The sequence below is a fragment of the Iodobacter arcticus genome (assembly GCF_042664895.1).
In the GTDB taxonomy this organism is placed as follows: domain Bacteria; phylum Pseudomonadota; class Gammaproteobacteria; order Burkholderiales; family Chitinibacteraceae; genus Iodobacter; species Iodobacter arcticus.
In genome coordinates this window covers 112887-134769 of the sequence record NZ_JBHTBQ010000004.1, presented here as the reverse complement: position 1 = coordinate 134769, position 21883 = coordinate 112887, and the positions used below count along the sequence as shown (strand labels likewise).

The 21883-nt window shown below is 52.1% G+C and carries 10 protein-coding genes; 2 read left to right on the top strand and 8 right to left on the bottom strand.

Features of this window, described 5'->3' with window-relative positions:
* Positions 1–194: 194 nt before the first annotated feature.
* Positions 195–11135 (top strand): beta strand repeat-containing protein, encoded by a 10941-nt coding sequence (locus tag ACFQNF_RS02105; RefSeq protein ID WP_380185770.1) that lies wholly within the window; start codon positions 195–197, stop codon positions 11133–11135.
* Positions 11136–11590: 455 nt separating this feature from the next.
* Here ACFQNF_RS02105 and ACFQNF_RS02100 read toward each other — a convergent pair whose 3' ends face one another.
* The 6 genes from ACFQNF_RS02100 to cysK all read right to left on the bottom strand — a co-directional run bounded on the left by ACFQNF_RS02100 (position 11591) and on the right by cysK (position 18298).
* Entirely contained in the window at positions 11591–12691 is a 1101-nt protein-coding gene (locus tag ACFQNF_RS02100) for an alkene reductase (RefSeq protein WP_380185769.1), read from the bottom strand.
* Positions 12692–12911: 220 nt separating this feature from the next.
* Positions 12912–13934 carry an NADP-dependent oxidoreductase gene (locus ACFQNF_RS02095; RefSeq protein ID WP_380185768.1) on the bottom strand — a complete coding sequence of 341 codons (1023 nt, stop codon included), beginning with the start codon at positions 13932–13934 and terminating at the stop codon, positions 12912–12914.
* 346 nt (positions 13935–14280) lie between these two features.
* Positions 14281–15192 carry a glutathione S-transferase family protein gene (locus ACFQNF_RS02090; protein WP_380185766.1) on the bottom strand — a complete coding sequence of 304 codons (912 nt, stop codon included), beginning with the start codon at positions 15190–15192 and terminating at the stop codon, positions 14281–14283.
* Position 15193: 1 nt separating this feature from the next.
* The gene (locus ACFQNF_RS02085; protein WP_380185765.1) at positions 15194–16351 is read right to left on the bottom strand and encodes an iron-containing alcohol dehydrogenase; all 1158 of its coding nucleotides are present in this window, start codon (positions 16349–16351) and stop codon (positions 15194–15196) included.
* A 230-nt stretch (positions 16352–16581) separates the two neighbouring features.
* Entirely contained in the window at positions 16582–17178 is a 597-nt protein-coding gene (locus ACFQNF_RS02080) for a TetR/AcrR family transcriptional regulator (RefSeq protein ID WP_380185763.1), read from the bottom strand.
* Between the two features lie 187 nt (positions 17179–17365).
* Positions 17366–18298, bottom strand: a complete 933-nt coding sequence (cysK, locus tag ACFQNF_RS02075; protein ID WP_380185762.1) for a cysteine synthase A — start codon at positions 18296–18298, stop codon at positions 17366–17368.
* A gap of 94 nt (positions 18299–18392) precedes the next feature.
* On the opposite strand from cysK, the gene ACFQNF_RS02070 reads away from it, so the two are divergent.
* On the top strand, positions 18393–19616 hold the full coding sequence (locus tag ACFQNF_RS02070) for a multifunctional CCA addition/repair protein (protein ID WP_380185760.1): 1224 nt from the start codon (positions 18393–18395) through the stop codon (positions 19614–19616).
* 211 nt (positions 19617–19827) lie between these two features.
* Here ACFQNF_RS02070 and amt read toward each other — a convergent pair whose 3' ends face one another.
* On the bottom strand, positions 19828–21234 hold the full coding sequence (gene amt / locus ACFQNF_RS02065; protein ID WP_380185758.1) for an ammonium transporter: 1407 nt from the start codon (positions 21232–21234) through the stop codon (positions 19828–19830).
* 24 nt (positions 21235–21258) lie between these two features.
* Positions 21259–21597: a P-II family nitrogen regulator gene (gene glnK / locus ACFQNF_RS02060; RefSeq protein WP_046352567.1), complete on the bottom strand. Its 339-nt coding sequence runs from the start codon at positions 21595–21597 to the stop codon at positions 21259–21261.
* Between the last annotated feature and the right edge of the window lie 286 nt (positions 21598–21883).

Below are 21883 nucleotides of genomic sequence, written 5' to 3'. Positions count from 1 at the left end.
AATACGTGGTTTTCACCCGCCCTACGATATTTATAATGAGATTAAGCAAGAGGCATAATCAAATAGTAAGTTTTATTGCAAGAAATCCTAAAAAGTTTAATCAATCAGTGATCAGTATTAAATGGTATTTATTCAGAAAGCAATCCAGTAAGTATTTAAGTACACCACTTTAAAACTCGCAATTGGATAGCAAGATGAGCATCTTTACCGGCATGTCTACCAGTCAAATCCTTGCTTTGACAACGGCACAAATCGCCAGTATCGATACCGCCAGCCTTGCATCTCTCTCTACCCTTCAATTAGCCACGCTAAGCACTCGTCAAATTGCAGCATTCAACACCCGGCAAATCAGCCAATTAAGCAGCAACCACATCATCGCCCTTAGCTCTAGCCAGGCCGCAGCGCTCAGCACTACACAAATTGCCGCGCTCTCTAGCGCTCAGATTGGCGTATTGGAAAGCAGTGATTTTGCTGCGCTTAATACGGCGGCCATTGCCAACTTAAATACCCGGCAAATCAGCGGCCTGAGTAGCGGCCATATTGCAGCGCTTTCATCTGTTCAAATTGCAGCATTAAGTGTTGCACAGGTCAGCTCATTATCGAGCACCCAACTGGGCGGGCTTGAAACAGCCGATATCGCCGCACTCAAAACCAGCGCGATTGCCGCCCTATCCACCAGCCAGATCAACGCACTCAGCAGCAGCCAGATTGCGGCGCTTAGCTCAAACCAAGCCGCAGCAATCACCTCAGCCCAAATCAGTGCCCTATCAAGCACCCAAATTGCAGCCTTTGAAAGTGCAGATTTTTCGGTGCTTAAAACCAGCGCCATCGCCGCTTTATCCAGCGATCAAATCAATGCCTTAAGCACTCTGCAAATTAATGTGCTGAGCACCAACCAAGCCACAGCACTCAGCTCCACCCAAATTACGGCCTTCTCAAGCACCCAGCTGCTTGCAATGGAAACCACAAATATTGCGGCGCTTAAAACCTCTGCCATTGCCGCCTTATCCAGCCAGCAGCTTAATGCGCTCACTACGCTGCAAATTGCCGGCATGAGCAGCAATCAAATTAGCGCCCTAAGCACGGCCAATATGGCCAATGGTTTAAATAGCAATCAAATCAGCGCGCTGACCACTCAACAAGCCGCAGCTTTAAGCGCTGCACAGGTAGCCGCGCTCACAACGACTAACTTTTCAGCACTGGAAAGCGCAGATATCGCCGTGCTAAAAACCAGCGCCATTGCCGCCTTAAGCAGCAGCCAGATCAATATACTCAGCAGCAGCCAGACTATTGCGCTTACATCCAACCAAGCTGCAGCACTTACTTCCCAGCAAGCAGCGGCTCTCTCTACCACCAGCATTGCCGCGCTAGAAACGATTGATTTAGCCGCGCTAAAAACCAGTGCCATTGCCGCATTAAATACCGCTCAAGCCAGCGTACTCGGCAGCAGCCAGATTGCTGCGCTAAGCACCAGCCAGATCACCGCCATCAGCACAGAAAACTTTAGCACCGGGCTAAACAGCGTTCAGATTGCCGCCCTCACCACTCAGCAAGCCGCAGTGCTTAGCTCATCGCAAGTAGCAGCACTATCGACCAGTAATATTGCTGCACTAGAAACTACTGATTTAGCCGTGATCAGAACCGCAGCCATTGCCGCCATTAGTAGCCAGCAACTCAATGCATTAAGCACCCAGCAGGTGGCGAGCTTAAGCACCAGCCAGATCACGGCAATTACTACTGCAAATATCGCCAGCGGCTTAAACAGCAATCAAGTTGTGGCCCTTACCACTCAGCAAGCCGCAGTGCTTAGCTCATCGCAAGTAGCAGCACTATCGACCAGTAATATTGCTGCGCTGGAAACTGCTGATTTAGCCGTGATCAGAACCGCAGCCATTGCCGCCATTAGTAGCCAGCAGCTCAATGCATTAAGCACCCAGCAGGTGGCGAGCTTAAGCACCAGCCAGATCACAGCGATTAGCACCGCTAATATCGCAAGCGGCTTAAACAGCAATCAAGTTGTGGCCCTTACCACCCAGCAAGCTGCAGTGCTTAGCTCATCGCAAGTAGCTGCACTATCGACCAGCAATATTGCAGCACTAGAAACCGCTGATTTAGCCGTGATCAGAACCGCAGCCATTGCCGCCATCAGCAGCCAGCAGCTCAATGCATTAAGCACCCAGCAGGTGGCAAGCTTAAGCACCAGCCAGATCACGGCGATTAGCACCGCAAATATCGCAAGCGGCTTAAACAGCAATCAAGTTGTGGCACTCACTACCCAGCAAGCGGCGGCACTTAGCTCATCGCAAGTAGCTGCACTATCGACCAGCAATATTGCTGCACTAGAAACTACTGATTTAGCCGTGATCAGAACTGCAGCGATTGCCGTTTTATCCAGCCAGCAAATGAATGCTTTAACAACCAATCAAGTTGATGCGCTCACAACAAATCAAGCCATTGCACTGACCACCAGCCAGGTGGCCACCTTGTCGACTTTAAATCTGACGGCACTGGAAACCGCCAACCTCTCCGTACTCAGAACAAATGCCATCGGGGCCTTATCCAGCAATCAAATAAACGCGCTAAGCTCCGATCAAACGGCCAGCTTAAGCAGCAGCCAAATCAGCGCATTAAACACGGCACAAATTGCCAGCGGCCTAAGCAGTAGCCAGATTGTGTCGCTCTCATCAAGCCAAGTTGCTGCACTAAGCTCCACCCAAGCGGCGGCGCTTTCAACAACCAATCTGGCCGCGATGGAAACCAGAGATTTAATTGCACTCAAAACCAGCGCCATTGCAGCCTTAAATACGGCGCAAATTTATGCGCTTAGCACCGATCAAATCGCCAACTTAAGCAGCAATCAGATATTGGCAATCAATACCGCGGCCATGAGCAGCCTCAGTAGCAATCAAATCGTTGCCCTCACCAGCCAACAAGCCGCCGCGCTTAGCTCTGCACAAATAGCGGCCCTTACAACAAGCAATCTGGCTGCGATGGAAACGGGGGATTTAATTGCACTTAAAACTAGCGCCATCGCGGCTTTAAACACTGCACAAGCCAACGCGCTGACTACAGATCAAATCGCCAGCTTAAGCACCCATCAAATACAGGCTTTTAGCACGGCAACAATGGCCAAGCTAAATAGCAATCAAATTGTGGCACTCACTAGCCTTCAGGCCGCCACACTCAGCTCTGCCCAAGTGGCCGCCCTTACAACGACCAACTTGGCGGCAATGGAAACGCGGGATTTAGTGGCACTCAAAACCAGCGCCATCGCGGCTTTAAGCACTTTGCAAATTAGCGCCCTAACCACGGATCAGATCGCCAATTTAACAACCAATCAAATTGCATCCTTAAGCACCACAGATATTGCCTACGGCCTGAGCACCAGCCAGATTGTGGCGTTTACCTCCAACCAAGCCGCAGCGCTCAGCAGTAGCCAAGTTGCCGTGTTATCAAGCAGCAATCTGGCAGCCATGGAAACCGTTGATTTTGCGGCGCTCAAAACCAGCGCCATTGCCGCGCTCTCCAGCACTCAAATCAATGCGCTAAGCAGCAATCAGGCGATGGCGCTGACTTCTGCTCAGGCGGCGGTGTTGTCTTCTAGGCAAGTTGCCGCGCTGTCTACCCTTCATATTGCTGCACTAGAAAGTAGCGATTTAATTGCCTTACAAACCAGTGCAATTGCAGTACTCAATAGCGCCCAAATGGCTGCAATGAGCAGCAGCCAAGTTGCCAGCCTGAGCACAACGCAAATTGCGGTATTAAATACCACAGCCCTAAGCAGTGGGCTAAATAGCGATCAAGTTGTCGCACTGAGCAGCAGCCAAGCCGCCACCTTAAACAGCACTCAGGTAGCCGCCCTTACAACAGCAAATCTGGCGGCAATGGAAACGCGTGATTTAGTAGCGCTTAAAACCAGCGCCATCGCAGCGCTTTCTAGCAATCAGCTCAATGCGCTGACTACAGATCAGATTACCAACTTAACAAGCAGCCAGATCGCAGCGATCACCACGGCCAATGCCGCCAATGGCCTGACGAGCAATCAGATTGTGGCGCTCAACACCAGTCAGGCCGCTATTTTAAGCAGCGCACAAGTGGCGGCCTTATCCACAGCAAATTTAGCCGCGATGGAGACCCGCGATTTAGCACTGCTCAAAACCAGCGCCATTGCCGCTTTGAATACTGCACAAGTGAATGCTTTAACGACAGATCAAATCGCTAATCTGACCAGCAATCAAATTGTGGCTTTAAGCACGGCTAACCTTGCCTCTGGCCTGAACAGCAGCCAGATTGTGGCGCTCACATCCAGCCAAGCCGCTGCGCTAACAACAGCCCAAGTGGCGGCGCTTTCAACTGCCAACCTTGCCGCAATGGAAACCGCCGATTTTGCGGCGCTCAAAACATCGGCCATTGCCGCTCTGTCTACTAACCAAATTAAAGCGCTGACATCCGATCAGGCCATTGCGCTGAACACCCTGCAAGCTGCGGCGCTTAGCTCTACGCAAGTTGCTGCGCTTTCAACGGCCAGCATTGCCGCACTCGAAACCACCGATCTGATTGCCTTAAAAACCAGCGCTATTGCGGCTTTAACATCCGCCCAAGTGGTGGCACTCAGCACCGGCCAAATCGCCAGCTTGCTGACCAGCCAAATCGTTGCACTCAATACAGCAGATATCGCCAATGGGCTAAACAGCAGCCAAATTGTGGCGCTAACCAGCAATCAGGCAGCTGCACTTAGCTCTAGCCAGGTTGCCGCTTTATCGACCGCTAATCTGGCCGCGATGGAAACCCGCGATTTAGCGCTGCTCAAAACCAGCGCCATTGCGGCTTTGAATACTGCGCAAGTGAATGCTTTAACAACTGAGCAAACCGCTAATCTGACCAGCAATCAAATTGTGGCTTTAAGCACGGCCAACCTTGCCTCTGGCCTGAACAGCAGCCAGATTGTGGCACTCACATCCAGCCAAGCCGCTGCGCTAACAACAGCCCAAGTGGCAGCACTTTCAACGAACAACCTTGCCGCAATGGAAACCGCTGATTTTGCAGCACTGAAAACATCGGCCATTGCCGCTCTATCTACTAACCAAATTAAAGCCCTGACATCCGATCAGGCCATTGCGCTGAGCACCCTGCAAGCGGCAGCGCTTAGCTCTACGCAAGTTGCTGCGCTTGCAACGGCCAGCATTGCCGCGCTGGAAACCGTCGATCTGGCTGTCTTAAAAACCAGTGCCATTGCAGCACTGAGCAGCGCCCAAGTGGCAGCGCTAAGCACCAGCCAATTCGCCAGCCTAAGCAGCAATCAAATTGCCGCTTTAAGCACCGCCAATATAGCCAGCGCTCTGAATAGCAATCAGGTTGTGGCGCTCACAACAAGCCAAGCTGCGGTGCTTAGCTCCGCCCAGATTGCCGCGCTATCGACCAGTAATCTAGCCGCGATGGAAACCCGAGATTTAGCCTTGCTTAAAGCCGCCAGCATTGCGGCGCTATCCAGTAATCAGGTGAATGCGCTCACAAGCGAGCAATTTGCCAGCTTGAGCACCAGCCAGATTGCGGCACTCAATACCACGGCCATTGCTGGTGGCTTAAGAACCGATCAAATTGTGGCAATGAGCAGCAGCCAAGCCGCAGCTTTAAGCGCCACTCAAATAGCGGCGCTTTCCACCAGTAATCTGGCCGCGATGGAGACCAGTGATTTTGCAGCGCTCAGCGCAGCTGCCATTGTCAGCTTATCCAGCACTCAAGCAGGAGCGCTAAGCACCGATCAAATCATTGCGTTGACCACCACTCAAGCCGCCGCACTCAATACCCGCCAGGCTGCGGCGCTCTCCAGCGCCCAGCTGGCTGCGCTTGAAACCAGCGATTTAGCAGTTATTCAGGCGGCATCGATTGCCGTTTTATCCAGCGCCCAGATCAGCGGCCTGAGCACTACACAGCAAAGCAGCTTGAGCACCAGCCAAATTGCCGCGCTGAACACCACGGCAATCGCTAGCCTTGGCACAGATAAAATAAGCGCCTTAACGTCAACGCAGGCCAGCGCACTCAATACCGCGCAAATTGCTGCACTATCGACAACGCAAATTGCAGCAATTGAAACAAGCGACTTTACCGTGCTGAGTAACGCAGCCATTGCTGCGCTTTTAACAACGCAAATCAGCGCGCTCAATACCGCCCAAATTGCTGCGCTTAACTCCAGCCAAGCCAGCGTGCTGACTACGCGGCAAGTTTCGGCCTTATCAAGCACGCAGCTTCAGGCAATGGAAACCAGCGACCTAGCCATACTGGCCAGCACCGGCATTGCCGTTTTATCCAGCAGCCAAACAAGCGCACTGAGCACAGATCAAATAGCCAGCCTGAGCAGCAAGCAAATTGTGGCCTTAAATACCAGCGCATTAACAGGGCTAAGCACAGCGCAAATTGCGGCGCTCACGTCCAATCAATCGGCAGCCTTCATCACCAGCCAAGTTGCCGTGCTATCGACCAGCCAAATCGCCGCTTTTGAAACCAGCGATCTGGCCGAGCTAAAAACCAGCGTAATTGCGGCGCTCAGCAGCAGCCAACTGCAAGCGCTGAGCACCCTGCAAATTGCCAACCTGAAAACCACACAGATTGCCGCTTTGAATACCGCCGAAATGGCGAATTTAAGCAGCACTCAGCTTGCCGCCTTAAACACCAACCAAGCAGCGGCTTTAAGCAGCACGCAAGTCGCCGCACTTTCAACGCTACAAATCATCGCTCTGGAAACCAGCGATGTAGCGGCGCTCAGCACCACGGTCATTGCCGCTTTATCCAGTAATCAGCTCGCCGCACTCACTACCGAGCAAATAGGCGCTTTACGCACGGCAGCAATCGCCAGCTTAAGCAGCAGCCAAATTGTGGCGCTGACTTCAAACCAAGCGGCAGCGTTAAGCTCTAGCCAAGCTGCAGCCTTAACTAGCCTGCAAATGGCAGCGCTTGAAACTACCGATTTGGCCGTGCTCAGCAGCAGCGCCATCACCGTGCTTGCCAGTACCCAAATCAACGCCCTCAGCACCCAGCAATTTGCCAGCCTTAGCACCAGCCAAATTGCCAGCTTAAATACACAGGCCATGGCCAGCTTAGGCAGCGATAAAGTCATTGCCCTGAGCACCAGCCAAGCCGCGGCGCTAACAGGTGTTCAGGCCGCAGCGCTAACCACCAGCAATATCGCCGCGCTAGAAACCACCGATTTAGCCGTATTCAGTAGCAGCGCCATTGCCGCATTGTCGACCAGCCAAATAACGGCCCTCACCACCAAACAAATCGCGGCGCTGAGCACCGATTCCATTGCCAATGGCTTAACCATTAATCAGGTTATGGCACTCACATCCAGCCAAATTGCTGCGTTTTCCATTGCCCAGATTGCCGCTCTGTCTGAAAACACCATAGGTGGGCTAGAAACGTCTTACCTCACCTTAATCAGCACCAGCGCCATTGCGGCTTTATCAAGCACACAAGTCGGCTCGTTGACGGCGGCGCAAATTGCCAAACTCAGCACCACGCAAATTGCCGTGCTGAACACCAATGCCGTCGCCAATTTAAGCGCCGATCAAGTCATTGCACTCACGACCAATCAAGCATCCGTACTGACGACCAGTCAAGTAGCCGTACTTTCAAGCACCGCGATTGCTGCCATGGAAACCAGCGATTTAGCCACGTTCAAAACCACAGCCATCGCGGTACTCAATAGCAATCAAATCAGCGCGCTGACTGTGGAGCAAATCACCAGCCTAAGCACCAAGCAAATTGCCGTACTCAGCAGCAATGGCATCGCACGCTTAAGCGCCGATCAAGTGATTGCACTCACCTCCAGCCAAGCCGCAGCGCTGAGCACCAGCCAGATAGCGGCGCTGAGCACTACCGGCATCGAAGCAATGGAAGTTGACGATTTTGCGGCGCTTAAAACCAATGCCATAGCCGCGCTCACAACAAATCAAATCAGCGCACTGACGGCCGATCAAACCATTACGCTGAGCACACAACAAGCCGCCGCGCTCAGCAGTAGCCAAGTTGCGGCGCTCAGTGCCAGTAATATTGCGGCACTAGAAACCCGCGATCTGATCGTACTTAAAACCACCGCCATCGCAGTATTAAATACCGCCCAAATCGCTGCGCTGAGCGGCGAGCAAATTGCCAGCCTGACGACCAATCAGGTCTTTGCCTTGAGCACAGCAGCCATTGCCAGCGGCTTAACCGCCGATCAAATGGTGGCGTTGACTTCAAAGCAGCTTGCAGCCCTTAGCACCGCTCAAATTACCGCGCTCACCACCACAAATATTGCCGCCATGGAAGCCGCTGATTTTGCTGCGCTTAAAACCAATGCGATTGCTGCTTTATCTACCAGCCAGATCAATGCACTTAATGCAGATCAAACCGCAGCCCTGACCACTCAACAAGCGGCAACGCTAAGCTCCAGCCAACTGGCAGCACTCACGGCCAGCAATATGGCGGCGATGGAAACCAGCGATCTGGCCGCTCTGAATACCACCGCCGTGGCGGTCTTAAATACCGCCCAAGTGGCCGCCTTAAGCGGCGAGCAAATTGCCAGCCTGAGCAGCAACCAAATTGCAGTATTAAGCACCTCGGCCATCGCCAGCGGGCTGAACGCCGATCAAATTATTGCGCTAACCACCAAGCAAACCGCAGCGCTGACCACCGCCCAGGTGGCCGCGCTTTCCAGCAGCAATATTGCGGCACTGGAAGGCGTGGATTTAGCCGCCATTAAAACCAGCGCAATTGCTATTTTATCCAGCGAGCAAGTGGCCGCCCTCAGCCCCGAGCAAATCGCCAGCCTGAACACCAAGCAAATTGCGGCGCTCAATACCACGGCGATGGCTAATTTAAGCGCCGATCAAGTTATCGCACTCACTTCAAACCAAGCCGCAGCGCTGACAACAAGCCAAGCCGTAGCACTCAGCAGCAACAGCATTGCCGCGCTGGAGGCCGCCGATTTTGCTGCACTTAAAAGCACCGTGATTGCCGCTCTTTCCAGCGATCAAATCAGCGCACTGACCGCCGAACAAACCACGGCGCTTACCACCGCGCAGGCTGCCAGCCTGAGCAGCAGCCAGATTAGCGGGCTATCGGCCAGCAATATCTCATCGCTTGAAACCAGTGATTTGCTGGTACTGAAAACCAATACTGTTGCAGTATTAAACACGGCACAGGTAGCCGCATTAAGCGTTGAACATATTGCCAGCATGAGTAGCAGTCAGATTGCTGCGCTCAATACGACCGCCATTGCCAACGGCTTTAGCGCAGAGCAAATCGTGGCGTTAACGACCAAACAGGCGGCAGCGCTTACCACGGCTCAGGTGTCCGTGCTATCCACCAGCCATATTGCTGCGCTAGAAACCGCAGATTTAGCCGCCATCAAAACAGCGGGCATTGCGGTCTTGTCTTCTGCTCAAGTTGCTGCACTGACAGAAGATCAAGCTGCAGCGCTAAGCTCCAGCCAGATTGCTGCGCTCGCCCCCAATAGTCTTGCGGCCATGAGCGTGGCAGATATTGCAGTATTAAAAACCAGCGGCATCGCGGCATTAAGCTCGGCGCAGATCACGGCCATGAGCAGCTCGCAAATTGCCAGCCTAAGCACCAATCAGATTGTGGCTTTAAGCGCCGCCAGCATGGCAACCGGCTTTACCACCGAGCAAATTATTGCGCTGACTTCAATCCAGGCGGTGTCACTCAGCGCCAGCCAGCTGGCGGCTCTTTCTACCCGGCAAATTGCCGCGTTTGAGACCAGTGATCTTTCGGTGATCAATACAACAGCAATGGCGGCTTTATCCAGCAATCAACTCAATGCCCTGAGCACCAGTCAGGTAGCCAGCTTAAATACCAATCAAATTGTGGCGCTCAATTCGGCCAGCCTTGCTACAGGCTTTACTACCTCGCAAATTATTGCCCTGACTGCTACTCAGGCGGCGGTGATCACATCCAGCCAGCTGGCCGCGCTAACCACCAGCCATATTGCTGCGCTAGAAACCACTGATTTTGCCGTGCTTAACACCAGCGCCATCGCGGCCTTGTCGGAAAGCCAAGTCGTTGCCATCACCACCTCGCAAGCCGCCGTGCTGAGCAACAGCCAGCTGCAAGCCTTCTCAGTGGGCAATTTGGCGGCGCTAGAAACCAGCGATCTGGCCGTGATCAGAAGCAGCGCCATTGCATCGTTAAGTACGTTACAGATTACAAGCCTGAGCACCAACCAGCTACAAGCCTTAACGACCACACAAAAAATGGGGCTGACCGGCGCTCAGCAGGCGGCCTTTAGCTCCGAACAAAATAGCGCCTTAGGAGCCCTTAGCCCAATTATTCTGGATCTGGATGGCAATGGCGTCAGTACCAGCAGCCTAGAGGCCGGGACTCAATTTGATTTACTCGCCAACGGCAGCAAAATCAAAACCGGCTGGGTAGGCCAAGGCGATGGCTTGCTAGTCATGGATAGAAACCATGATGGCGTGATTAACGATGGGAAAGAATTATTCGGGACATCCACCCTGCTCGCCGATGGCAGTCAAGCCGCCAATGGCTATGCAGCCCTAGCCGAGCTGGATAGCAATCACGATGGCGTGATTGATCGCTACGATAGCGACTTTGAAGAACTGCGTGTCTGGCTAGATAACAACCAAGATGGCATTAGCGACGCCAGCGAGTTAAAACGCTTGATCTCACTGGATATCAGCAAACTTAATTTAGATGTGCGCCAGGCTGCCGAAAAAGACCACGGCAATTTCATTGGGCTGAAATCAACATTTGAAACCACCGACGGACAAATCCATACCGCCGCCGATGTTTGGTTCACCACCGAAAAACCCGCTGCAGCCACCGATCTGCGCACACAAGTGGTCAATATGGTGCAGACCATTTCTGCCTTTAACGAGGCTGAAAAAGCCCAAGCATGGCAAGCCCCAGAACAACTGCCTGTCGCCATCAACAGCGATGCGATGCTGGCGTCACCAACCGTCAGCAACGTCAGCCATATGGCATCCCTGCTGAAAAACTTCGACTCCAACGGCCGACTCATCGGCGGCACAGAAGCCCTCGTCTCCAGCGAGCAAACTCTAAGGCTCAATGGCCTTGCCAATACACAGGCAACAGGGATATTGGCGATGAGCAAGTGATGTTACGAAGCAAAACACCATGCTCTAAGCAGTTTTCTTTTGCTTTAGCAAACAAAAAAATAACTTAATAACTACGATCCCTGCATTGGGCATTTTAAAGCCCCCTTGAAACACGCCGGAGCGAGGAACAGCGGGGCGGGGGATCGCTTGGGAGCGAGGCAGCGAGCCAATCCCGCCCGCCGCCGACTCGATTGGACCGCAGCAGGGGCCTTCGTGTTATTGATGTTGTGGCTTGGCTTCGTTTCTTGGCCGTTCAAGAAAGGAAGGCCCCTGCGGTGGCTACCGCTCCATAATCAACGTGCCGGAGGCACTAAAAAGGTCTTTTAGATCTTTTTAGTGCCTCCGGCACGTTGATTTTCGTCAGCAAACGCGGCGGGTTTCACCCGCCCTACGCAATTTACAGCCCACGCATTGCCCCGCGAGGGCAGGCGCCTTGCCCTCCGTCCTAAGGCCGCTTACCCCAATACCGGGTAATCGCTATAACCCACTTCATCACCACCATAGAATGTCGCCTGATCTGGCGTGTTCAATGCGGTGCCTTGTTGATAGCGTGCCACCAAATCTGGGTTGCCAATAAACGGGCGGCCAAAGGCGATGGTATCTGCGGTGCCAGTGGCTAAACGTGCTTCTGCGGTTTGTGCATCGTAGCCACCGCAAGTGATAATCACACCCCGGTATTGCTGGCGTAAATCAGCGCGGAAGGTTTCGCTTAAAGGCTGACCACCGGCCCAATCTGGCTCGGCGATATGTAGGTAGGCTACGCCAGCACGGTTAAATTCCTCTGCCAGATACATCGCCATTGCTTCGGATTCGTCATCCACAATATCGTGAGCTACAAAGTTAGGCGATAAGCGTACGCCTACTTTATCTGCGCCCACTTCTGCTGCCACGGCATCAATCACTTCCAGTAAAAGACGAGCACGGTTTTCCATATTGCCGCCGTATTGATCAGTGCGCTTATTGCTGCCCGTAGCTAAGAATTGCTGTAGCAAATAACCATTGGCCGAGTGGATTTCTACAAAATCAAACCCTGCCCGCATCGCACGCTCAGCTGCGGTCACATAATCGGCCACAATCCCTGGCAGCTCTGCGGTTTCTAAAGCGCGTGGCGCATCGCAAGGTGCTCGGGTCGGCGTGCCATCTGGCAGAATCACAAAGCTGGTTGATTTCACCGCCTGAATGGCCGAAGGGGCCACGGGCGCTACGCCGTTTTCTTGCAAATGGCGATTAGAAATACGGCCCACATGCCAAAGCTGCATCGACATCTTGCCGCCCTTGGCGTGCACTGCATCTACGACCTGCTTCCAGCCCGCTTCTTGGGCATCGGTATACATGCCGGGGGTGAGCGAATAGCCCTGGCCCTGACGGGAAATTTGTGTGGCTTCAGTAATAATTAAACCAGCACTGGCACGTTGTGCGTAATAGATGGCATTCATTTCAGTCGGCACATCGCCCGGCTGGCTAGCGCGAGAGCGGGTTAGCGGTGCCATAATCATGCGATTAGCGAGTGTGGTTTTGCCGATGATGATGGGAGTGAATAATTTATCTGCGGACATAATATTTTCTCAATGAATAAAATATAGTAAGGACTCAGGTGAGCACAAAAACCCAAATCTTGAACCACGGAGGGCACAGAGAACACGGAGTTTCACAGAGAAAATCAACAACTGAATACTGTGCTCTGTGTCCTCGTTTTACTCTGTGGTTCAAGGTTTAGCGCTCTATCCCTCAATCAACGCTGTTTTTTAAATTTACAAAATTGAATAAAAATCAAACTTACTCAGCCACCTTCACCACTAGCTTCCCAGCGTTCTTCCCTTCCAACAGGCCAATAAAAGCTTGCGGGGCGTTTTCCAGTCCTTGTACTACATCTTCGCGGTATTTGATTTTGCCCTCTTTAATCCACTGGCTCATGGCGGTGAAGAATTCGCCGTAGCGATGGCCGAAATCGTCCCAGATAATAAAACCCTGCATGCGAATGCGTTTTCTCAGCAGCGTACCCATCAAGAGAGACAAGCGATCAGGGCCATCGGGTAGGCTGGTGGCGTTGTATTGCGAGATCAAGCCGCAAAGCGGTACACGCGCTGCAGGGTTGAGCAGAGGCAGAACCGCATCAAATACCGCGCCACCTACATTTTCGTAATACACATCGATGCCTTTAGCGCAGGCCGCTGCCAGTTGCTCGGTAAAGTCGCTAGCGCGGTGATCGATACACGCATCAAAGCCCAGTTCATTCACGGCGTAAGCGCATTTCTCTGCACCACCGGCAATCCCAACCACGCGGCAGCCTTTGATTTTGGCAATTTGCCCAACAACTGCACCTACCGCCCCAGTTGCCGCCGCCACCACCACGGTTTCACCCGCCTTAGGTTGGCCAATTTCCAGCAGGCCCATATAGCCGGTAAAGCCTGGCATGCCCAATATCCCAAGAGCGTGCGATGGAGACGCCAAAGCGCCCAGCTTTTGCAAGCCAGTACCATCCGAGATGCTGTAATCCTGCCAGCCACCAAAGTTCACCACTAAATCGCCCACGGCATAATCGCCATTTTGCGATGCTTCAACGCGGCTAACCGTACCGCCGCCCATTACAGCGCCCACTTCAACCGGCGCGGCATAAGAAGGCGCATCGCTCATTCGGCCACGCATATAGGGATCGAGCGATAGATACAAGGTCCGCAGTAATACTTCACCACTGCCAATAGCTGGGACGGCGTGCTCTTCTAAGCGAAAATCAGCAGGCGTAGGTGCACCATGCGGACGGCTGGCTAAAACGATGCTGCGATTCAGTATTGATGTCATGAGTAAGCTCCAGAGTGTTTGATCCTCGAAACTGAGGAAAACGATAGGAAACAAAACCTTTTGCTTCCTATGAAGTTAGGGTCTGTTGACGTTTCATTCACAATTGCGCTGAGCCGGAAAACGACCAGGCACAAGGCATGCGACGAAGGCAATAACTGGTTATTGTCGAGGAGCATAACGAAGTGAATGGCCGTTTTCCGGCTCAGCCCTTCGGGTTGACTGCATTTTTGGGGCTGCACGGCGTTAAAAATCGCTAATGGTACTCGTGCCATGTCGCAATTTTTGCCTTGTTCAGCCCCAAAACTGAAGTCAACGCAGCCGTGAATGAAGCGTCAACAGACCCAAATTAAACAGCGCGAATTTCATAATCCATACGGGGGAAATGAAGGTGCAGCAGGCCGCAAGCAGTGCTTTGACGGGCAATCACTATTTTTTGCTCATCCAAATAAACCAGCTCGCCCACTACGGTTTCCTGCGGGTAGCCTTCTGGCTGCACGCTCACTTTTTGACCCGCTTTAAATAGAAAATCTTGCATTTCAGCTAGCGCAACAGGCTTAGCCTGCCTTGCTGCAGCAAACGCATCGCCCGCCGAGATACTGCTCATCTCGCCATGGCCAAATGCCGCTATTCTGGCCATCCACGGCAATAAAGCCTTGGTGTTTGGGGCCAGCGCCTCTAAGGCATGTGCACCCTGCAAAAACCACAGGGTGTGAAATACCGCAAAATCGCCCGCGCAGGGATTGATACCACCCAGAAAATGAGCACCGCTTAAAGCTTGATCAAGCTGATCAATCAAGGCGCGCAGCTGGATAGTTAATTGCGCCTGATCGGCCAGCAATTGCGATTTTTGTAAAGGCAATTGGGGATGCATGGCGATGCGATCATCGAGTAGGGCTTGTGGAATATGCTCCACACGGCTTGCCATTAAGTAACGTGCAGCACGCCAAAAGATATCCACATCAAATAAGCGGCCCAGTAAATCGGCTTGCGCCGCCTGTGGCCCAGAAGCTAAAGCAGGCAGAAGGGAGCGATGTTCTAGCTCCGCAATAATCAACGCCGAATCACAATAAATATCTGCGCCAATTTGCAATACAGGCGCACGCCGGTATCCACCGGTGAGTTCCATTAAATCGGGCTTAGGCAATACCGGAGGCATAAGCAGGGATTGCCACGCCAGCTGTTTAAACCCCAGATAGCTTCGCACTTTTTCTGAGTAAGGCGAGGCCTGGTAATGATGCAAAATCAGCGCAGTATTCATATCAGTAGCTGCCTTCTAAAACGAGCTTGCTGGTGGCTAAATCAACATCGCCGTGTTCACCCAAGGCCACCATGCCGTGGGCTTTTAGCTGCTCAAGCACCGCTTCAATGGCTTTGGGCTGCAAATCGTAATCACGCATGCGGGTTTTAACGCCCATGGCTTCAAAGAAATCGCGGGTTTTGGCAATGGCGGCATCGATTCGTGCATCTTCTGTGCCTTCTTTAATGCCCCATACACGATCGGCGTATTGCAGCAGTTTTTCACGCTTGGCGACACGGCGCACATTCAGCATGGATGGCAAGATAATCGCCAGTGTTTGCGCATGATCGATATTGTATAAAGCGGTCAGCTCATGCCCCAGCAAATGCGTTGCCCAATCTTGCGGTACACCGGCACCGATCAAGCCATTGAGCGCCATCGTGGCGGCCCACATTAAATTAGAGCGCACGGTGTAATCATGCGGAGTTGCCAGTGCTTGCGGGCCTACTTCGATCAGGGTTTGCAACAGGCTTTCGGCAAAGCGATCTTGCACAGGCGCATTGGCTGGGTAAGTTAAATATTGCTCAACCACATGCACAAAGGCATCCACCGCGCCGTTGCCAATTTGCCGCGCTGGCAGGCTGTAGGTTTTAGTAGGATCGAGGATGGCAAACTGAGGGAACACATGGCGATTCATAAAGGGCAGCTTGGTCTTGATTTCGCTGCGGGTAATCACCGAGCCATTATTCATTTCCGAGCCAGTGGCTGGCAGAGTCAGCACCGCGCCCAAAGGCAAGGCCGCTTTAATATGCTGGCCACCCGTGGTAAAGATTTCCCAAGGATCGCCTTCGTACACCGCAGCAGCGGCGGCAAACTTAGTGCCATCAATCACCGAGCCACCACCCACAGCCAGCAGAAAATCAATTTTCTCTGCCTTAATCTGCGCCACGGCTTTCATCATGGTTTCATAAGTTGGATTGGCTTCAATACCAGAGAATTCAGCAACGCTATGGTTTTTTAAGGCCTCCATCACTTCGGTGTAAGTGCCATTTTTTTTAATACTGCCACCGCCGTAAAGTACGAGCACACGGGCTTTTTCAGGGACTAGAGTAGCCAACTTAGCAATCTGGCCTTCGCCAAAAACGATTTGAACGGGGTTGTAAAATTCGAATTGTTGCATGGGAAATCCTTTGAAGTTAACGATAAATAGACCAGTCGTCTAGCTTGGATATCAAAAAAATCGGCAACGCTGCCGAAGTGTTTATTACACATATTGTGCTCAGGAAAAGCTGAGCCCTCGTTCTCTTTGGGTGGTACAAGCCACCGTTTTTCTAAGCCTTGGCAAAGTTATTCTCCACCTTGGCCATTAATAACAATAAACCTGCGCGTGGGCACAAAGGCGTGCCCACCCTACAAATCTTTCACGCCCAAAAGGTAACAAGTCGTTTGCATGGCAGTGTCTAACGCGCTGCTATCCTGACGTATTTTGGTCAGCAGGCTGGCCCCCAACCACATCTGATACAGCATCAAGGCCACGGACTGCGCATCCATATTTGGGATCAAAGACCCATCGCAGCGTGGCTCATCTAACCACTTAGCTAGACGACCAATGACATCATTAGTTCCCTGCTTAAAAACTTGCCGCATAGGCTCAGATAAATCGGCGACTTCTGCGGAAAGCTTGACCACCATGCACTGATTCGCTTGGCTACATGCACCTTGGGACATCAGCCAAGTGCGCCAATAGTGCATCAGCCGCTCGCTACCGCAATCGTATTGCGTCTCTAAAGACTGCATATGCAGCTGATAATTAACAAAATAACGCTCTAAAAGCGCACAACCAAAGTGCTCTTTTGAGGGGAAATAGTGATAGAACGAACCTTTAGGCACTTCTGCAGCCGTTAAAATCTCGGCCAGACCCACAGCGAAGAAGCCCTTTCCCTTGAGAATGGACTCGCCCACTGCCAATAAATGTTCGCGTGTATCTTCGTGTTTTTTCTTTGCCATGGACGCAGTCTCTCACAAGAATAGACCAGTCGTCTATTTTTTGTGTAGGGTGGGCACGTTTTTGTGCCCACGCGTTGGGGAAGAGAAATATCCACGTGGGCACGATAAAGCGTTGTGCCCACCCTACATTTGGTGGCTCAGGCGTAACACGGCGGGTTACACCCGCCCTACAAGAGCGGCCCCACCATCAATCCAACAAACCTTCAAACAAAGGCGTTGATAAATAACGCTCACCAAAGGAAGGAATAATCACCGCGATCAACTTGCCTGCGTTTTCTGGGCGCTTGCCTAGCTCGATAGCGGCCCAGGTTGCGGCTCCTGCGGAAATCCCAGCCAGAATGCCTTCTTGCGTGGCAAGGGCACGCGCCGTAGCAAAGGCGTCTTCATTTTTTACCCGAATCACTTCATCGTAGCTTTTAGTATTGAGCACATCGGGAACAAAACCTGCGCCAATCCCTTGAATAGGGTGCGCTCCTTTCTGCCCGCCACTCAGCACAGGGCTGGCATCGGGCTCTACGGCTACCGCTTTAAATGAAGGCTTACGCGCTTTTAATACTTCAGAGATCCCCGTGATTGTGCCGCCTGTACCCACACCTGCGACCAGAATATCGATCTGGCCATCGGTATCATTCCATAGCTCTTCAGCGGTTGTGCGGCGGTGGATTTCCGGGTTGGCTGGGTTTTCAAACTGCTGCGGTAAAAAGTAATTGCTGTGTTCAATGACCAAAGCTTTTGCGGTAGCAATCGCACCGCCCATTCCTTCTGCGGCAGCCGTCAGAACCAAAGTAGCGCCATAGCCGCGTAATAATGCACGGCGCTCTTTAGACATACTTTCTGGCATAGTGAGCACTAATTTATAGCCACGTGCCGCACAAACCATCGCCAAACCAATGCCGGTATTGCCGGAAGTAGGCTCCACAATCACCGTATCCGGCCCGATCAGGCCAGCGGCCTCGGCAGCATCGATCATCGCCACCGCAATGCGATCTTTCACCGAGTGCGAAGGATTAAAGAACTCCAGCTTTGCTACAATCGTTGCCCCGCTTGCTTGTGCAACACGATTTAACTTCACTAAAGGCGTATTGCCGATCAGGTCGGTAATACTATTGGCGATTTTCATGCAGCATCCTTGTCGTCAGTTTAATAAAAGATAGTTGATTGTAGCGGCAATATAATTAACAGATAAAGTGACTAAAAAATCTAAGGAAAGATCAATGAAGGTTTATCGCGTTGGCGGTGCTGTAAGGGATAAATTGCTAGGCCTGCCGGTAAGAGATATCGATTGGGTGGTGGTTGGCAGCACGGCAGAGGCAATGCAATCATTAGGCTACACGCCTGTTGGTAAAGACTTTCCGGTATTTTTACACCCCAAGACGCACCAGGAATATGCCCTTGCCCGCACCGAACGCAAATCCGGCCATGGTTACAAAGGCTTTACCGTGTTCGCAAGCGAAGAGGTTAGCTTAGAAGAAGACTTGCTGCGCCGCGACCTGACCATCAATGCAATCGCCGAAGACGACACCGGCCAGATCACCGATCCATTTAATGGCCAAGCGGATCTAACTGCCAAACTATTACGCCATGTGTCCCCCGCTTTTAGCGAAGACCCCGTGCGTATTTTGCGCCTCGCCCGCTTTGCTGCCCGCTTTGGGTTTGATGTTGCACCAGAAACGCTCGCCCTGATGCAGGAAATGGTAAATAGCGGTGAAGTCGATCATCTGGTGGCAGAAAGGGTGTGGCAGGAGTTTGCCAAAGGGCTGATGGAAGACACACCATCCCTGATGTTTGAAATGCTCCGCCGCTGCGGAGCGCTGGCCCGCATTGCGCCAGAAATCGACGCATTGTGGGGCGTGCCACAGCCTGCCGACTATCATCCGGAAATCGATACCGGCGTGCATGTGATGATGGTGGTCGACTACACCGCCAGCCAAAACTGGCCGCTTGTCACTCGCTTTGCTGCGCTTTGCCATGATTTGGGCAAGGCCATTACGCCTGCCCACATTTTACCTAAGCATATCGGCCACGAGGCACGCGGTGTGGCCCTCGTTGAGGCTTTATGTGAAAGATTGCGCGTGCCCAGCGATTGCAGAGATTTGGCTCGCATGCTGTGCCGTGAGCACACGCATGTCCACACCGCAGAACAACTCCGCCCCGCCACCGTGCTGGAAGTTTTTCAGCGCTGCGATGCATTCAGAAAGCCTGATCGCTTTAAGCAAATGCTCGACGCCTGCCTCGCCGACGCTCGCGGGCGCACAACTTTTGAAAACTGCGAATATCCCCAAGCCGCCTATTTATTAAAGCTGCTAGCCGCAGCCAATACCGTAAATAGCGGCGAGATTGCCCAAAGCTGTGAAGATAAAGCGCACATCCCAGAGAGAATCAGGAAAGCCAGAATTACCGCGATTCGTGACGCGAGCACTGGCAAACCCAAACTTTAAAACACCGATGAGAAAGTCTGCTTATCCCAAAAAAGAAAAGCCCGCCAGTTGCCTGGCGGGCTCCACAATACGCTACACATCCATCAGACAAGCAGTAAACCGATACCTTTTAGAGAGAGAATTGGAGGACACCTGTCTAATTTTCTTGCAGCGAACTGCTCATGCGCTAAGGCCAACACGACTGCTGGCCTTAGCGTTTTATCTATATTAGTTATAGATTATATGCCTTTTCACCGTGGCTCGTCACATCCAAGCCTTCGCGCTCTTCTTCTTCCGGTACACGCAGGCCAATCAACAAATCAACCAGCTTAAAGGCAATAATTGAAACCACAGCCGACCATAGCAAAGTTGTGCCTACGCCGATAGCTTGAATTTTTACCTGTGCAAGAATCGAATAATCTGCGGCCACTTTATTGCCCACATAATCCCAGATGCCTGTGCCGCCCAAATCTGGTGAAGCAAAAATACCGGTTAAGATTGCCCCCAGAATACCGCCCACGCCATGCACACCAAACACATCCAGCGCATCATCCGCGCCTAGTAGGCGCTTCAGACCATGCACGCCCCACAGGCAAATCATCCCAGCCAGTAAACCAATCACCAAAGCGCCGCCTACACCCACAAAGCCGCAAGCAGGCGTAATGGCCACCAAGCCTGCTACCGCACCCGATGCCGCGCCTAGCAATGAAGGCTTACCTTTAAGCATCCACTCGGCTAGCAGCCAAGACATGGTTGCTGCTGCAGTAGCCAGCCAGGTATTAATAAAGGCCAACGCCGCCACACCATTTGCTTCTAGTGCAGATCCAGCATTAAAACCAAACCAGCCAAACCACAATAAGGATGCGCCAATCATGGTCATAGGCAAGCTATGTGGCGTCATTGCTTCACGGCCAAAGCCAATCCGCTTGCCCACCATAAATGCACCCACCAAGCCCGCTACCGCCGCATTGATATGCACCACCGTACCGCCTGCAAAATCAAGTGCACCTTTTTGGAATAAGAAACCGGCAGTGGCGGTAGCGGCATCAGCAGCAGCCTGTGTGAGGTAAGCATCCGGGCCTGTCCAGTACCAAACCATATGCGCCATTGGCAGGTAGGAGAAAGTAAACCAAAGCACGCAGAAAGCCATCACCGCAGCAAACTTAACTCGCTCGGCAAATGCCCCCACAATCAAGCCGCAGGTAATCGCCGCAAATGCACCTTGAAAGACGACATAAATCAGCTCAGAGATACCCACGCCTTTGGTAAAGGTTGCAGCAATCGAATCCGGAGTCACACCTTGAAGCATCACTTTACTAAAAGAGCCAAAGAAAGCATTGCCTTCAGTAAACGCCAGCGAATAACCGTACACCACCCACAGCACTGAAATCATCGCAAACACAGAAAACACCTGCATCAGCACCGATAACATATTTTTAGAGCGAACCAAGCCGCCGTAAAACAATGCAAGGCCGGGGATAGACATTAAAATCACCAAGGCGGTAGAGATAAACATCCACGCGTTATCACCCTTATTAATGGTATCCACGATGGCGACGGGGGCAGATGCAGCCACTTCAACCGCCAACCCCTGTGCCGCTAATCCGCCGAGGGCGAGTGCTGCAAACAATTTGTTCATCGTCTCTCTCCTGCGATTTTTTAATTAGATGGCATCTTGGCCAGTTTCACCGGTACGGATCCGCACCACATGTTGCAGATCAAATACAAAAATTTTACCATCGCCAATTTTGCCGGTATTGGCCGCTTTTTCGATGACTTCCAGTGTTTGTTCCAACTGATCATCCCCAATGGCGACTTCAACTTTTACCTTAGGCAGAAAATCCACCACATATTCAGCACCACGGTAAAGCTCGGTATGCCCTTTTTGGCGACCAAAGCCTTTCACTTCAGTCACGGTTAAGCCCTGAACGCCAATTTCCGACAAGGCTTCGCGAACTTCATCGAGCTTGAACGGCTTAATAATCGCAGACACGAATTTCATGGGGTGCTCCTTTTAAAAGGTGGGGTACGATCAAAGATCAGCACAAAACATGCCAAGCAAGAAAAAGCTCTGTTTTCATGGGCTTAAAAATCAATAGGCCAAGTGATGCACCAACAATAGACGTTCCATGGTGCACTGCAACTTAAATTTGCACCAGAGTGGTGCAATCTACAAATGGCAAGCTTCTGCTAAACTTAAATGCCAAACCAACACCGTTGCGGTACCGGCACAAAAAGCACAACATTAAGAGCTGTTGCTTTAGCCCTGAAACGCGATAAAAACAAAC